This is a genomic window from Undibacterium sp. Ji42W (genome assembly GCF_049340405.1).
GTDB lineage: Bacteria > Pseudomonadota > Gammaproteobacteria > Burkholderiales > Burkholderiaceae_D > Undibacterium.
Window position 1 is genome coordinate 610,163 of the sequence record NZ_JBMPOV010000001.1, and the last position, 15,824, is coordinate 625,986.

The 15,824-nt window shown below is 49.5% G+C and carries 16 protein-coding genes and 1 tRNA gene; 5 read left to right on the forward strand and 12 right to left on the reverse strand.

Features of this window, described 5'->3' with window-relative positions:
* Nucleotides 1-65: 65 nt before the first annotated feature.
* Entirely contained in the window at nt 66-1,424 is a 1,359-nt protein-coding gene (locus ACO0LG_RS02965) for an ATP-binding protein (protein WP_423023121.1), read from the reverse strand.
* A gap of 3 nt (nt 1,425-1,427) precedes the next feature.
* Nucleotides 1,428-2,114, reverse strand: a complete 687-nt coding sequence (locus tag ACO0LG_RS02970) for a response regulator (RefSeq protein ID WP_423023123.1) — start codon at nt 2,112-2,114, stop codon at nt 1,428-1,430.
* Nucleotides 2,115-2,362: 248 nt separating this feature from the next.
* On the opposite strand from ACO0LG_RS02970, the gene ACO0LG_RS02975 reads away from it, so the two are divergent.
* Together ACO0LG_RS02975 and ACO0LG_RS02980 are read left to right on the forward strand one after the other, a co-directional pair.
* Nucleotides 2,363-3,079: a hypothetical protein gene (locus ACO0LG_RS02975; protein ID WP_423023125.1), complete on the forward strand. Its 717-nt coding sequence runs from the start codon at nt 2,363-2,365 to the stop codon at nt 3,077-3,079.
* Between the two features lie 82 nt (nt 3,080-3,161).
* Entirely contained in the window at nt 3,162-3,848 is a 687-nt protein-coding gene (locus ACO0LG_RS02980; RefSeq protein WP_423023127.1) for a GNAT family N-acetyltransferase, read from the forward strand.
* Nucleotides 3,849-3,864: 16 nt separating this feature from the next.
* Here the strand turns inward: ACO0LG_RS02980 and ACO0LG_RS02985 are convergent, their stop codons facing one another.
* From ACO0LG_RS02985 to ACO0LG_RS03000, 4 genes are all read right to left on the reverse strand, one after another.
* The gene (locus ACO0LG_RS02985) at nt 3,865-4,809 is read right to left on the reverse strand and encodes an exopolyphosphatase (RefSeq protein ID WP_423023129.1); all 945 of its coding nucleotides are present in this window, start codon (nt 4,807-4,809) and stop codon (nt 3,865-3,867) included.
* Between the two features lie 370 nt (nt 4,810-5,179).
* Nucleotides 5,180-5,626, reverse strand: a complete 447-nt coding sequence (locus tag ACO0LG_RS02990) for a hypothetical protein (RefSeq protein WP_423023131.1) — start codon at nt 5,624-5,626, stop codon at nt 5,180-5,182.
* Between the two features lie 34 nt (nt 5,627-5,660).
* A complete protein-coding gene (locus ACO0LG_RS02995; RefSeq protein WP_423023133.1) occupies nt 5,661-6,077 on the reverse strand; it encodes a hypothetical protein in 417 nt (138 codons plus the stop codon).
* A 10-nt stretch (nt 6,078-6,087) separates the two neighbouring features.
* A complete protein-coding gene (locus tag ACO0LG_RS03000) occupies nt 6,088-6,312 on the reverse strand; it encodes a hypothetical protein (protein ID WP_423023135.1) in 225 nt (74 codons plus the stop codon).
* A 282-nt stretch (nt 6,313-6,594) separates the two neighbouring features.
* Between ACO0LG_RS03000 and ACO0LG_RS03005 the strand changes: the two genes are divergently transcribed.
* The 3 genes from ACO0LG_RS03005 (at nt 6,595) to ACO0LG_RS03015 (ending at nt 8,175) form a co-directional block, all read left to right on the forward strand.
* Nucleotides 6,595-6,999 carry a DUF4260 domain-containing protein gene (locus ACO0LG_RS03005; RefSeq protein ID WP_423023137.1) on the forward strand — a complete coding sequence of 135 codons (405 nt, stop codon included), beginning with the start codon at nt 6,595-6,597 and terminating at the stop codon, nt 6,997-6,999.
* 200 nt (nt 7,000-7,199) lie between these two features.
* Nucleotides 7,200-7,613, forward strand: a complete 414-nt coding sequence (locus tag ACO0LG_RS03010) for an ester cyclase (RefSeq protein WP_423023139.1) — start codon at nt 7,200-7,202, stop codon at nt 7,611-7,613.
* Nucleotides 7,614-7,722: 109 nt separating this feature from the next.
* A complete protein-coding gene (locus ACO0LG_RS03015) occupies nt 7,723-8,175 on the forward strand; it encodes a MarR family winged helix-turn-helix transcriptional regulator (RefSeq protein WP_423023141.1) in 453 nt (150 codons plus the stop codon).
* Between the two features lie 522 nt (nt 8,176-8,697).
* Here ACO0LG_RS03015 and ACO0LG_RS03020 read toward each other — a convergent pair.
* The 6 genes from ACO0LG_RS03020 to aceB all read right to left on the reverse strand — a co-directional run bounded on the left by ACO0LG_RS03020 (nt 8,698) and on the right by aceB (nt 15,815).
* Entirely contained in the window at nt 8,698-9,981 is a 1,284-nt protein-coding gene (locus ACO0LG_RS03020) for an MFS transporter (protein WP_423023142.1), read from the reverse strand.
* 713 nt (nt 9,982-10,694) lie between these two features.
* Nucleotides 10,695-10,786 (reverse strand) — tRNA-Ser (locus ACO0LG_RS03025).
* A 90-nt stretch (nt 10,787-10,876) separates the two neighbouring features.
* On the reverse strand, nt 10,877-12,127 hold the full coding sequence (locus ACO0LG_RS03030) for an aspartate kinase (RefSeq protein WP_423023144.1): 1,251 nt from the start codon (nt 12,125-12,127) through the stop codon (nt 10,877-10,879).
* A 447-nt stretch (nt 12,128-12,574) separates the two neighbouring features.
* Nucleotides 12,575-13,141 (reverse strand): DUF1415 domain-containing protein, encoded by a 567-nt coding sequence (locus ACO0LG_RS03035; RefSeq protein WP_423023146.1) that lies wholly within the window; start codon nt 13,139-13,141, stop codon nt 12,575-12,577.
* Nucleotides 13,142-13,266: 125 nt separating this feature from the next.
* Nucleotides 13,267-13,956: an aquaporin Z gene (gene aqpZ / locus ACO0LG_RS03040; RefSeq protein ID WP_423023148.1), complete on the reverse strand. Its 690-nt coding sequence runs from the start codon at nt 13,954-13,956 to the stop codon at nt 13,267-13,269.
* A gap of 272 nt (nt 13,957-14,228) precedes the next feature.
* Nucleotides 14,229-15,815, reverse strand: coding sequence for a malate synthase A (gene aceB / locus ACO0LG_RS03045; RefSeq protein WP_423023150.1), 1,587 nt, complete (start codon nt 15,813-15,815; stop codon nt 14,229-14,231).
* Nucleotides 15,816-15,824 lie beyond the last annotated feature (9 nt).

Below are 15,824 nucleotides of genomic sequence, written 5' to 3' on the forward strand. Positions count from 1 at the left end.
CGACGTTGAACAATGATAAAGAGCAGCAAGATTCAAGTCTTCCCCAACTTGTCTGGCAAATGTCATCAATTTGTAAGCCCGGAATTTGATGGATTTACCGTTGCAAGTTGCTGCAAAACAGGCAATGAAATAACGAATCTGGCACCGCCATATTGACCTTCTTGCACTACCATTTCGCCGCCATGTGCAGCGATGGCTTTTTTGGTAATCGCCAGTCCCAGGCCAAAACCGCCGGTGTTGCGGTCACGGCTGCGGTCCAGCCTGAAAAAGGCTTCAAAAACACGCTCCCTTTCCTCTATAGGGATACCGGGGCCATCATCTTCAAGCATGATTGCAATACTGCCATCAGCATTTCTGCTGGCATATAACCAGATACGTGCAGTGGCGTATTTGGCAGCATTACGCAAGAGATTGCTGATTGCCCGTTTCAGCAGGCGCTGATCTCCACAATAAGTCCCCAGATCGACAGAGATATCTGTATTGACTACGTGATCGCCCAGCACATGCTGCAAGCTGGCGACGCAACTGGAAAGACTATCAGCAATATCAAAATCGCTCCTGTTCAGGCTGGCATCCTGGTCCAGTTTGCCCAGGTCCAGCAACTCACTGACTAGCGCATTGAGCTCACTGATATCGGCTTCCATGGCTTGCATCCGTGGTTCAAGATGGGGATTTTTGGCGGCGTTTCTCAAGAGCTCCAGTGCAAATTCCAGCCTGGCGATGGGCGTGCGCAATTCATGCGAGACTGAATGCAAGAGGTTTTTTTGCGCATCCAGCAGGCTCTCTATACGGGCCGCCATCTGGTTCATGCGCTGTGCCAGCGGATGTATGCTGTCGCGTTCTTTGGTGTGCGCCCTGACCTTCAAATGACCCGCACCAAATTCATCGGCCACTTTTTCCAGCGCCTGCAAACCCCGCCAGTGTGAGCTGGACCAGACCGCAATCGGGATCAGCAGGCAGAGTGCCACGATGATGTAGCGCAGTGCCTCGGTCTTGAGAACGGGCGCAACATCAATCGGTAAGTTCTGCGCATGAATGACTTCTTCATCACTGCCGACGTAACGTTCGCCCTTCAGATCAACACGGCGGTAAAAGGATTTACTGGCAACATCGATGACTACCTCACCACGCATCAGTTGCGCCCGCCTGGCCTTGTTCAACTTGGCCAGTACTGGCTGCAGGGGTATCAAATCCATCCGGGCACCAGTGATTTCCCTGATCTTGTTGAGGCGGGTCAGCCATTCATTCTGGCTAGCCTGATCGACGTACTCCGTCAATAATAAAATCTGTCCTGATGCCTGCTGCTGTGCGACTTCTTCCAGGGGATCACCAAAGAAAATGGTGATGGACACATAGATGGCAATCGTAGCGACGCTGATGGACAGCATCACTAAAGCAAAAAAACGCAGGAACAGGCGATTCATCTGCTAGTCCCAGGCAGACGGGCTGAACAGATAGCCCTCTCCCCAGACTGTCTTGATCTTGTCGGCATGCGGGTCATCGAACTTGCGCCGCAGACGGGAAATTTTATTATCGATGCTGCGATCCAGGCCATCAAATTCTATGCCACGCATCTGTATCAGAATATCGTTGCGCGACAAGACCTTGCCTGCAGCCTCGGCCAGCACCAGTAACAATTTATATTCTGCGCTATTGAGTGTGACGGTCTCGTCGCGCCAGAATACCGTGCGGTCACTACGGCAGACACGAAAGGCACCAAAGACCAGATCAGCGTTTTCATCTTCAGGCTCACCCTTGACACGCCTCAGCAAGGCGCGCAAGCGGGCCAGCAATATCCTTGGCTGCACAGGTTTGTTGACATAGTCGTCTGCCCCCTGCTCCAGGCCCGAGACCTCATCAAAGGCATCTTCACGCGCTGTCAGAATCAGGATAGGCACGGTACTGATGGCACGCAACTGACGGCAAACCACCATGCCATCAAGGCCAGGCAACATCAGGTCAAGCACCACAATATCCGGTGATGTTTGTTGAAAATGACTGAGCGCAGTATCACCACGGCTGACGATGTCTATCGTAAATTCGTATTCTCTGAGGTACTCGGCAACCAGTGCTGCCAGCTTGGCGTCATCTTCCACCAGCATTACACGAAACATATTCTTCTCTCCTTTTTGCATTGCCCTCATTTGCCACATTTGCCGCATTGTAGTGTGGGCAGCGCGCGATTCTACGCAAATTGCCCGTGCTTGCGACGTCACTTACAATTTTCAGACAATTTCAAACCAGGCAAGATTTACAAATTAAAGACAATTATCTGACATTTTCAAGAACGACTTTATCGCTGCCCGCCGTTATTCTCTGTCGCCATACCATCCCCAACAGGCAATTCTTTTTGATCTTCATTATGAAAACATTCACGCATTTTTTCGCAGCGACTGTCATCACTACCCTGCTGGCTGCCTGCGGCGGCACTACCAATTATATTCCCAAGCCAGTGCCAGTCCAGATCAATACCGATTTCAGCAGCGAACCACCGGGCTGGGCCTTTGGCACCTCAGACTTCAGCAGCGAGACAAAACCAACCGACGTCGTCACCGAATACCGCACCCTGCCCCTGCCTTTCAGCGGCAAGGGCTTGTATACCTTTGGTACCAACCGCAGTGACGACCTGTTCATCTACATCAAGAAAAAATATTCCGGCTTTGCCCCCAATACAGAATACGCCCTGAGCTTTCAGGCCACCATCGTCAGCAATGTTGCCACTGGCTGCTTTGGCGTAGGCGGCTCGCCAGGTGACAGCGTCTGGTTTTTTGGCGGCGCATCACCGACAGAACCTTTGACAGTACAAAAGGGCGATGAGTTCGTCATGAACATAGACCGTGGCGGCCAGTCTGGCTCAGGAAAATTTGCCCAGGTGCTGGGTACCATAGGCAATGCCAGCACCGATTGCGGCAAAGCGCCGTATATGGAGAAAAAATTGGGCAACATGGCACCGTTGAACGTCAAGACAGAAGCCGATGGCAGCCTGTGGATCTTGTTCGGCCTCGATTCCGGCTTTGAATCGACAAGCCATATCTATTACAAGAGCATCATCGTGAATGCTACGCCAGTCGCAAAATAAGCAGCAAACTTGCCGTTTGCCTGTACGCAGGGCAAACGGCACAGTAAAATCATCTCTCGTGAAAACCTCAGATGAATCAGCCATGTCACCAGCTTCACCATCGTCACCGTCATCCACTTCGGCACTATCCACATTGTCCGGCATCGCCGCCCAGATACAGGCATGCGCCCAACAGGCAAGTATTGCGCAGCACCTCGCAGACCGTGGGCTGGCAGGCGGGCCAGCTTTTTTAAAACCGCAAAAAATCACCGGCCATAAACTGATCATGCGCAATGCCACCGTAGCAGACGCCAGCTATATCGTCGCCTTGCGTACGGATGAACAAAAATCCCGCTTCATCTCCAGCACCTCAGCCGATATCAAACCGCAAGAGCAATGGTTGGAAAAATATGCGCTTGATGACAGGCAAATCTACTTCATGATACAAAACATGCAGGGTGAGAATACAGGTACGGTGCGCCTGTATGATCAGCAGGGAGATTCATTTTGCTGGGGCTCCTGGATCATACAAGCGGGCGCTGCCAGCAGCAGCTCGATAGAATCTGCCCTGATGGTATATCACTATGGACTGGCACTGGGTTTCCAGAGTGCGCATTTCGATGTCAGAAAAGGCAATGAGTCAGTCTGGAAATTCCATGAACGCTTTGGTGCCATCAAGACAGGCGAAAGCAATGAAGATTTTTATTACCGCATTGCGGCCAGCGATATCAGCAACTCCCTGAGCAGGTATGCCAAATTCCTGCCTACGGGAATACAGATAGAGTTCTGAAGCAAAAGTACTACTCTCAACCATCCTGATTGATACGGCTCGTCAGGGTCGCCAACACCTGTTCAGCCTGTTCATTGGCCACTTGGCAGGTACCAGCATTTTCATGACCACCGCCACCAAATTCCAGCATCAATGGGCCTATATTGGTTTTGGAACTACGGTTCAAGATGGACTTGCCAGTGGCAAACACCGTGTTCTGGTTTTTCAAACCCCAGAGCACATGGATGGAAATATTGGTCTCAGGGAATAAAGCATAAATCAGGAAGCGGTTACCGGCGAAGATGGTTTCTTCATTGCGCAAATCCAGTATCACCAGGTTTTTATGTAGGGTCGCGCAACGCAGGATTTGTTCCTTGCATTTCTCTTCATGCTCGAAATACAGATCCACCCTTTCCTTCACATCCGGGTCTTGCATGATCTCGGAAATGCCCTGGGTTTTGCACAGGTCGATCAGCTTCATCATCAGATTGTAGTTCGATATCCTGAAGTCACGAAAACGCCCCAAGCCAGTACGGGCATCCATGAGGAAATTGAGCAAATCCCAGTCTTGCGGATGCAAGACTTCCTGACGATTGAATTGTGCAGAGTCCCCCTTATCGACAGCTGCCATCATGCTGTCCCAGGATGCCGGGAATACCTTAAGGCCGCCATAATAGTCATACACAACCCTGGCTGCGGAAGGTGCCTCAGGGGCAATCACATGATTTTTTCTGACACCACCATCTGCATTCCGCAAGGTTTCTGACAAGTGATGGTCGAACGCCATATGTATGCCTTCGACATAGGGCAGATTGGTGCTGATGTCAGCATCACTGACAACAATCTTGCCGTCCTGCATGTCTTTGGGATGCACGAACAGAATGTCATCAATCAGATCAAGATGTTTGAGCAAGACAGCACAAACCAGGCCATCAAAGTCGCTGCGCGTAATCAAACGAAATTTTTTGCTATCTACAGACATGAATACTCCCCCATAAATGGTTTATAAGTGGTTTATTCCTGATACAACGAGTGGCTTCTCTGGAAGCTATTGCGCATACTGTCAAATGTAATCACTTTCGCTGCACTTGTCCATGAAATGAGTTCTGATTTTGCTGTCCGAAGATCCTTGTCAGTCTGCTGCTCGCATTCTATCTGATACAGCAGGCCGGTTCGGATGCAAAGGCAGAGCTAAATATGGTCGCCAGACAAAACTGACACCGATGGCAGCGCCATTTCAAGAGTGGGTCTGCTTTGCCGTATTTTCATCTCGTCTGCACATACAGGCAGAAATGTCTTCCTATGGCTGGCAAACTAAGCTCGTGTCCAGCCTGAGAATCCATTTTTTGATATCAGCCCGGCATAGTCATTGAGATTGATGGTTGCACCAATTGCCCAAAGTCTGGTGGAACGCTGGAAGTTCCAGTTTCGTCTAATTCGACGGGTTCGTCAGATATGAAATCCATCTCAATATTACTGTTGCGCGCAACCTCCTGATTGCGCAGCACATAATCGCGCAATTGCTGTTCATAGGCAGCGAGGCCCGCAATCAGCGCATGCGTATGCATCGCGAACTCACCCGCGCGCGCATAGGCACCCACCATCGCCACGGTTGTGCCCTGCCCCGAAACCAGGGCCACGCTATAACCTGCATCGCCGACCAATACAATACGCCCACTTGACCAACTGTCCATGCAGATCTGGCTAGTCGAATCAAAGTGAAAATCTTCTGCGCGCATCACATGCTCCACAATCTGCGGCAGCACCCATCCGGCATCCGCGACACGCTCAGCCACCATGTGCTTTTACGTCGCGATATCACGGCAATCATAATCAAGAGGCTCGGCAGAACTGAAACCCACATATGCCCTTATATCGGCATCCTTGTGCAAGACCAAGAAAATTGGGCATCCCAAAGGTGGCGACATACCAGTCACCAAGGCGATGCATGAAATTTTCTTCTGGACCAAATGCGCGCTTGCTTACCCCTGAATGCAATCCATCTGCGCCGATCAGCAAATCAAAGCGACGCGGCGCAGCATTGGCGAAGGTTGCCTCGAGCCCACTCTCATCCTGGGTAATAGAGGTGATCCTGTCATCAAACAGAAATTCGACCTTTTCGTCCACAGCCTCATACAATACTTTGCACAGGTCATCACGCAGGATTTCAATATCAGGGCTGTCAAAGCGACTACCTGTAAGCGTGCGTTCAGTGTTGCGGTAAATTTCCTCGCCCGCCGCATCTACCACGACATCCCGATCAACCGGGTACGGTGCTCTTGCAGGGCATCCAGTCCCCCCATGCGGCGGGCAATTTCCAGTGCAGGTCCGGGTACATCAAGCGCCTGGCCACCAGGACGCAATAAGGAGCACGCTCCACCACAGTCAGCTTAAAGCCGTAACGTGTGAGCCAGTAGGCAGTGCTGAGCGCAGCCACGCTTGCGCCGGAAATGAGAATATGAATTTCTTTGTTGTTATTCGCCATGGGTATTGAGCTTTCTTAAATACGCCGTATTGAAATCTGCTGATCAAGCCCCCGCGATTACACATACAAATCATATTGCTATTGACGGATGACAAAACCAAATATTGTGAAAGACTGCCAAAAGAAAAATCAGCTTATGAGCAAGGATACCAACCCATCCAGCAATCTCATCAAACCCACAGCTCACTGCGTATTGATACAAGCACGCGAAATCCAACTTGATTTATACAGTTAGACTGTATATAATTTTTTTTACCCCTATATCTTGTAACAGGAGAATTTATGACAGGCACAGTATCAGGCGATGTACGCACAATCCTTCGCCCTGAAGGCCTATGCATACTTTTAAGCAGCCTGATTGCTTACTCGGAATTTGGTGCTGGCTGGGGCGTGTTTGCCTTGTTTTTTCTGGTGCCCGATTTATCGCTACTTGCTTATCTGGCTGGCCCCAGAGCAGGCGCATTCGTATACAACACGGCACATTCGTACGCTTTTTCCACCTTAATGCTGGCATCCGGAATTTTCTTTTCTGCGCATCTGGCAATCACCACCGGCATGATATGGATAGCGCATATAGGCTTTGACCGCGCACTGGGTTATGGTCTGAAGTATTCATCCGGTTTCTGCTTTACGCATCTGGGAGTCATTGGGCGAGGCCATGACAACCCTCCGTCAAAGACGAAATGAAGATTGCTGACAGTAGCAGACAGTTTTTCCCGGGCGTATTTCATACAAGGATAAGTAATGCAAAGACGTGCATTTATAGGACACTTCACGACTTTTCTTGCAGTCCCGAATTGCATGCTGCCCGGTAAGTCCGTCGCCGCTGGCAATGCCTCACAGCCCATACATAAAATATAAACATCAACCACTTACCGTCAGATCATATGGATAATCATGCCCGCAAGGAAGTCGTCAGGCGCTTCAACAAAGAAGTGATTGAAGAAGGAAGCCGCGCATCCTTCGAAGCCCTTATGCACACAGGCTTTATCAATCATTCAGCCCCAACTGGCGCGGCAAATGACGCCGAGAGCATGTGGAACACGTTTCAACACATACTCAGGCCTGCATTGAGCGACTTGCATGTGCAGATACATGATCAACTGTGCGAGGGTGAAAAAGTCAGCACGAGAAAAAGCATTACAGGAAAACACACTGGCACCCTGCTGGGTATTGCCCCCACTGGCAAATCTATTTCTATAGACATCATCGACATCGTCCATATCCAGGATGGACGCTATCTTGGGCACTGGGGCATTAACACCCTCCCATCAGTTCTTGCGCAATTGCGGGACAGTTGATCAGCACCAGCCTGCCTAAAAATATGCTTGAAGCAGAATGTTTCCATACCTTCACAAACTTGGCGAAATAAGAAAAATGATCCATCATTGCCCCAAAAGGAGACATGCTTTGAAAAAACAGGAATCAGTTAGCAAGGCCGAAGAAGATGTCCAGGTGCTGGCAGAAAATTTGCGTGACACCATAGGCAAGTTTGTTCGCGCAGTCCGTAGCCAGGCTGGAACGCCGACTACTGCCCAGGGAGAGTCGCTTGCATTTCTTGAGCGCAATGGCCCGGTCAGCATTGCTGCCATGGCCGTAAACCGGGGTGTAAAACATCAGAGCATGCGGCTGGTCATTGCCAAACTCGAAGAAAACAAGCTGATTACTTTGACACCTGACCCCAAAGACGGCAGGAGCCATCTGGTGACCCTGACCAAAGAAGGCCGGACAGAAAACGCCAGAGCGCGGGCAGCGCGCACTGTATGGCTTACCGAAGTGTTGAGTAGCAACATGAGCGCCAGCGAAAGAACACTTCTGCGCGAAGCCCTACCCATCCTGCAAAAAATTAGCCAGTTAAGCTAAGTGACTGGCTTTCCATGCCTGGATTGACTGCATCATGGCCCACACCACATTATCATTGCTTCCTTATATGATTAAAGTCATTTATCGACACGCGCAGTGCCATTTGCAAACAGGGTAACTTTGCAAAAAAGTGCAACGAGCGAAGAATATTTTCGCATTTGCAAAAGTAGAATGCAAACATGCTGCAAAATATCCCATGGGATGAGCTTTTCCAGCAGGCATGTTGACAGTTCTGTTCATAGGCTGAAATCAGCAAAACATCGGTAACTTGTCACCTACAGGCTGATGAACTTTACAGCGCAATTATGCCAGGATATGCACCGGGTAATTTGTTTCAACGTAGCTGCGTATATCTGCTGTCAGCCTTTCTTGGGTTGAATGCTTACATGACGACAATTCTACGTTAAAGAAATGTGTGAATATAAGAGATCTGCGAATCATCTAGCAGCCTCCCTCCGCTGGTGTTAGTCACCCACTCCTATTGATGAAATGGGCTCTGTCCATTGTAGAACCCGCGTCGGACTATTCAATACGCTCCTTGACGATACCGCGATAAATCAGGAAAGTCGCCAGCAAACCTATACCACCAGCCATGGCCAGCCAATAACCTGGTGCTGCTTTATCGCCAGTGGTTTCTATCAACCAGGTTGACACCAAAGGTGTCAAGCCACCAAAAAGCGCTGTGGCCAGGCTATAGGCCAAGGAAAAACCTGCTGTACGGATGCGTAAAGGAATAATTTCAGTCAGGGCAACTACCGTGGCACCGTTATAGCTGCCGTAAAGGAAAGAGAGCCATAATTCCGCGATCAGCATATGCTGATAACTTGGATTGGCGATCAGCCATGACAACAAGGGATAAGCAGTGACCAGCGTCAGGCCTGAGAACAATGCCATCAGTGGCCACCGGCCTATACGGTCTGAGAGTGCCCCCATGACAGGTAACCAGATGAAGTTGGAAACGCCAACAAACAAGGTTACCAGCAGGCTTTCGACTGTCGTCAATTTCAATACACTCTTGCCAAACGTCGGTGTATAAACCGTAATCAGATAGAAAGACACGGTAGTCATGACAATCAACATCATGCCGGTGATCACCAGTGGCCAGTTCAGCGAGATCGTTCTCAGCATTTCCTTGAAAGTGGGATGCGTTTTTTGTGCCAGATAGGCTTCTGTTTCCTGCAATGAGCGCCGGATATAAAACACCACAGGAATAATAGAGCAACCGATGAAAAACGGGATGCGCCATCCCCAGTCTGCGATAAATTCCTTGCTCAGGTTTTCATTTAAAAAATAACCCAGACTGGCAGAAAAAATGATGGCGACTTGCTGGCTTGCTGATTGCCAGCTGACATAAAAACCTTTGTTTCCCGGCGTCGCCATCTCTGACAAATAGACCGAGACCCCGCCCAACTCAACACCGGCAGAAAAGCCCTGCAACAAACGCCCTATCAATACCAGCAACGGGGCCAGCAAACCTATCGTGGCATAACCCGGCACAAATGCGATCAGGGCTGTCCCTGAAGCCATGATCGACAAGGTCAGCACCAGACCTTTACGGCGCCCTATACGATCTATATAGCCCCCCAGAATGATGGCGCCCAGAGGGCGCATGAAGAAACCCGCACCAAAAGTGGCAAAGGTCATCATCAGGGCGGCATATTCACTGCTAGCCGGGAAAAAAGCCTTGGCGATGTAGGTCGCGTAAAAACCGAATAAGAAAAAATCGTACATCTCGATGAAATTCCCGCTAGTGACACGTATCACGGTAAAGAATTTCGATTGCTGCGGGCTGGCAGTTGTACTCACCTGATATCTCCTGAAAGCTGCTGATAAGGACGCAAAAAAAATAGCATAAATAGTAGCGTGACTTAAGCATCCTGGTCGCATTTACTACTTTACGTTACAGTTCTTTTTATTTATTTGCGAGCAAAGCCAGGGGCTCATAGCCAGACAACTCCAGGTTAAAGAAATTGTGTGAATTTAAGGTTCCGCTTCCTTCTTTGTTCACGATGGCGACCCACGTTTAGCAAGCTATCCTGCTTGTCTTGACGAGTAGGTGAAAGGAGCAGTTGACATAGCACCAGCAGATATGATTCGACGCTGGCACATTCGTGACAAGATTCCATTAAGAGAGATCGTCAGACGACCGGACATTTCTCGCCACACTGTCCGACGTTAACAGTGCATCGACAAATATGCATTGCAGCTTTCGAGCGGGCTTAACACAAAAGCCTGCAAAAATCGCAAGTAACGACCCAGCTCAAAACAGGTTCTCCCGGATCTGAAAGAACTGGGATTTGAGGCGGCCTACGACCGGGTGGCAGCCTTCGCCAGGAAGCGGAAGGTAAAGGACAGAATCAATGCAGTGTGCAAACAAACAGGTACCACATTCAATACGATCGTTTTCTTACGAACGGAAGCCAAGTGCGAATGACATACCAACGACATGCTAAATGGCATACCGATAATCGCTCAAAAAGAAAAAGCCCCTGGTTACCCAGGGGCTTTTTCAGTATTGCTGGCGGAGATGGTGAGATTCGAACTCACGATTCAGGTTACCCCAAATGCTTCCTTAGCAGGGAAGTGCCTTCGGCCACTCGGCCACATCTCCACACTCACAGCCGCTAAAAACTCAGCTGTAATTGAGACCGTGATAATAGCTGTTTGTGTGACTTTGGTCAACAGTCAGACCACAAAAATTTTAAGCGCTTTCCAGGCCGAATGCTTTATGCAGGGCACGGACTGCCAGTTCCATGTATTTTTCATCAATCAAAACCGAGATTTTGATTTCAGAAGTGGAGATCATCTGGATATTGATGCTCTCTTCCGACAAGGTGCGGAACATCTGGGAAGCAATACCTACATGGCTGCGCATGCCTACGCCAACAACGGAGACCTTGGAGACCTTGGAGTCACCGACGATGCTGCCAGCCCCAATATGGGCTTTGACGCTGTTTTCCAGCACGTCCATGGCCTTGGTGTATTCACCGCGCGGCACAGTGAAGGTAAAGTCAGTCTTGCCTTCGACGGACTGGTTCTGGATGATCATATCGACTTCGATATTGGCATCGGCAACTGGACCCAGGATTTGATAGGCGATGCCTGGCCTGTCTGGCACACCCAAAACGGTGATTTTTGCTTCATCACGGTTAAACGCGATGCCGGTGATGGTAGCTTGTTCCATGTGTGTATCTTCCTCAAACGAAATCAGGGTGCCAGAATTCGCTTCTTCTTCCAGCGGTATTAATGGGTCAGTCAGTGATGATAAAACGCGGGTGGGCATGCGGTAGTTACCGGCAAATTCGACGGAGCGGATTTGCAGGACTTTAGAACCGAGCGAAGCCATTTCCAGCATTTCTTCAAAGGTAACGGTATTCAGGCGGCGCGCATCAGATACCACACGCGGATCGGTCGTATAGACACCGTCAACGTCAGTGTAAATCAGACATTCTTGCGCCTTCAAAGCAGCAGCAACGGCTACGGCAGAAGTATCAGAACCGCCACGACCCAGAGTTGTAATATTGCCCAGTTCATCCACTCCCTGGAAGCCGGTAATGATGACGATCTTGCCTGCATCCAGGTCTGCCTTGACCTTGGCTTCATCAATCGAGGCTATCCTGGCCTTGGTGTGGGCAGAATCAGTCTTGATGGCAACTTGCCAGCCGGCATAAGAAACCGCCTGTTTGCCTATCGCCTGCAGGGCAATGGCCAGCAAACCGACAGAGACTTGTTCGCCGGTGGAGGCGATCATGTCAAGTTCACGGGGATCAGGCTGGGCAGAAATTTCCTTTGCCAGGCCAATGATACGATTTGTTTCACCAGACATTGCTGATGGCACCACGACTATCTGGTGACCAGCATCATGCCATTTGGCGACGCGCTTGGCGACGTTCTTGATGCGTTCTGTCGAACCCATCGAAGTACCGCCGTATTTGTGGACGATTAAAGCCATAGATATAGGAACTGAGATAGAAGACTAAAGGGTGAAAAATGCGGAAAATCAACCTCTTACTGTACATGTTGCTCTGCAAAATAACAAGGCACTTGTCAGTAGAAAATCAGAAGAAACGCTTGCTTGGCAATTGGCAAAAGCAAATTTTCTACAGAAGCGTGGCTATTAAGGCATTGGATTTGTAAGAAAAAGGGGATTGACTGCTTAGGCACGACCCGGAAATTCGAGACTGATTTTCTGGGCAGATGTGATTGATTGAAATAATCACATGGGATAGTGAAATTTTTCTATTTTGAATCAATGACTTAAATCAATATACTCCCTATCAGTATATTGATTTTATATTATTTTAAATAATATTTGCCAGTACTTAAATCACAAATTACTTATTTGCATATCGTTATAAGAATTCGATTGATCTACAAGCGATAAGCAGGTGGGGATTCCTTACTTTTTAGCGTAATTGGAAAACAGGTGACGCCAGCCTTCATGGCCCAGTTCACGCATGGTGTCCATATTCTTTTCATAGATTTGTTCGGCGTCAGGGAAAGCTTCCACTGCCTTGTCTATGCTTTCTTCGCGCAACAGATGCAGCGTCGGATAAGGCGAGCGGTTGGTGTAGTTTTCTATATCGTCCGGCTCGGTGCCGGCAAACTGGTAGTCGGGGTGAAAACTGGCAACCTGCAAGATGCCGTCAAGCTCCATTTCTTCCAGCATGCCATCAGCGACATCCAGAAAATCATTGAAGTCCAGAAAATCATTCAATGCCAGAGGATGAATCAGCAAGGTGGTTTCTATTTTTTCTGGATTGGCTTCGGCCAATAACTCCAGTTCTCGCTCCAGGTCTTCCAGCAAGGCTTCTGGCGTCTTCGCTTCACTGACGACATAGCGCACCTGCTGCTTGACCTGGACGGCCTTGGCAAATGGACAGAGGTTCAAACCGATGACGGCTTTGTCCAGCCAGGCTGCGGTTGAGGAGATGACGTCGTCGGTATTGATGAGATTGCTGGGCATGATGAACATAAAAGAGCTGAAGGCTTGAGGATACCATGTCAGATTTTCAGATGCATGACATCCGACAATTTTACATGGTATTTACGAGCCTTCAGCACTGGTGCCCGGCCTTTCAATTGCGAACTTTATTTTGCTTCGCCAGCAATCGCCTTATAGCTGACCGCACCCAGCACAGCACCAACGATAGGGGCCACCCAGAACAACCACAATTGCTGCAAAGCCCAGCCGCCAACATAGATGGCCACACCTGTGCTACGGGCAGGGTTGACCGATGTATTGGTGACAGGAATACTGATCAAATGTATCAGCGTTAAACCAAGGCCAATAGCAATTGGGGCAAAACCTTGTGGTGCTCGGCTATCTGTAGCGCCAAGGATGATGACCAGGAACATCATCGTCATGACAACCTCAGTCACCAAAGCAGCCACCATGGAATAACCACCAGGTGAATGCTCGGCAAAACCATTGGACGCAAAACCGCCAGATACATCAAAACCTGCCTTGCCGCTGGCGATCAGGTACAACACCCCACCAGCAACCATGCCACCCAACATCTGGGCGACAATATAAGGCAATAATTTATTGGCTGGGAAACGGCCACCTGCCCACAGACCAATAGAGACAGCCGGGTTAAGGTGGCAACCAGAGATATGGCCTATCGCGTAAGCCATGGTCAGCACCGTTAAACCAAACGCCAGTGACACGCCGTGCAAGCCTATGCCCACGCCGGGAAAAGCCGCTGCCAGCACCGCACTACCGCAGCCACCAAGTACCAGCCAGAACGTTCCCAAAAATTCAGCACCATATTGTTTCATTTTTTTCTCACTTTTCTAAGGTATGGGTTGCCCGGATTCTCTGTACGAAGCAGCAAAAAATTGCTTTAGCACAGTGAGCAACAATATAACAAACTTATATTGCCTTATTGTTAAAATGTGTGATGGATTACTGTTTTTTGTTTGGGTTTACTGATTAATTAAACATGTTTTTCAAATAAGCTGACTGACGTTTATTGATAATAACAAAAAGGCAATAAAAAAGCGAACCGAGGGCTCGCTTTTTTTTAACCGCTTGCTATGCGGCTAACGCATCAAATTTCTTCGTACAAAGGCAAAGTCAGGAATTCAGCAAAGTCTTCAGACGTCGACATGTCTTCAAAAATTTGCGCTGCGCGGTCATAAGTAGCACCTGTACCTGCTACTTCTTTGACCTTGACCAACTCTTCCGGGATCATGGCGCGAACCATGTCAGCAGTGACCTTGCGGCCATCTTCCAGATTACCCTTGGCCGAGCGTATCCATTGCCAGACTTGTGAGCGGCTGATTTCTGCCGTTGCAGCATCTTCCATGAGGTTATGGATAGGTACGCAACCATTGCCAGCCAGCCATGCACCAAGGTAATGGATGCCGACGTTGATGTTGTAACGCAGGCCAGCTTCAGTAATTGGTGTTTCTGGCTGGAAGTTCAGCAAGTCTTTGGCACTGACTTCGATATCTGGGCGCTGTTTGGAAATCTGGTTAGGTGCATCACCCAATACCTTTTTAAATTCGGTCATCCCCAATTCAACCAGTCCGGGATGAGCTACCCAGCCGCCATCGTAACCATCGGTTGCATCGCGGGCTTTGTCAGTACGTACACCACCCATGGCGATGTCATTCTTCTCTGGATCGTTCTTGATAGGGATCAGTGCTGCCATGCCACCAATTGCTGGTGCATTGCGCTTGTGACAGGTTTTCAGCAACAGTAAAGCATAAGAGCGCATGAAAGGTGCTGTCATGGTGACCTTGGCACGATCTGCCAAACAGAAATCTTTGTCGTTCTTGAATTTCTTGATGCAAGAGAAGATGTAATCCCAGCGACCAGCGTTCAGGCCCGAGCTATGTTCGCGCAGCTCATACAAAATCTCATCCATCTCGAAGGCAGCGACGATGGTTTCGATCAATACTGTCGCCTTGATGGTGCCTTGCGCCAGACCGATTTCATTTTGCGCCATGACAAAAATATCGTTCCACAGGCGCGCTTCCAGGTGGGATTCCATCTTAGGGAGATAGAAGTAAGGGCCAGCGCCGCGTGCCAGTTGTTCTTTGGCGTTATGGAACAGGAACAGGGCAAAATCAAAGATGCCGCCAGAGATACGCTTGCCATCGACCAGCACATGTTTTTCATCGAGGTGCCAGCCGCGTGGGCGCACGACCAAGGTGGCGATCTTGTCGTTCAGTTTGTAGGACTTGCCGTTTTGTTCAAGGCTGATGGTGCGGCGCACGGCGTCGCGCATATTGATCTGGCCAGTGATCTGGTTGTCCCAGTTTGGTGTATTGGAATCTTCAAAGTCTGTCATGTAGCTGTCAGCGCCAGAGTTAAAGGCGTTGATGACCATCTTGCGTTCTACTGGGCCAGTGATTTCTACACGGCGGCATTCCAGCGCTTTAGGAATAGGTGCGATCTTCCAGTCACCTTCGCGAATATGCAGGGTTTCTGGCAAGAAGTCCGGTGTCTCGCCAGCATCCAGACGCTTGGCACGTTCTACGCGTGCAGCCAGCAATTCCTGACGGCGTGGCTCGAAAGCGCGGCTCAGTTTGGCAACCAGGGCAAGGGCTTCTGGTGTCAGAATATCGGCAAAGCCTGGCTTGATTTCGCCGCTGATTTGCATGCCTTCAGGTAAAGTCAGTTGTGTCATTGTGGTCTC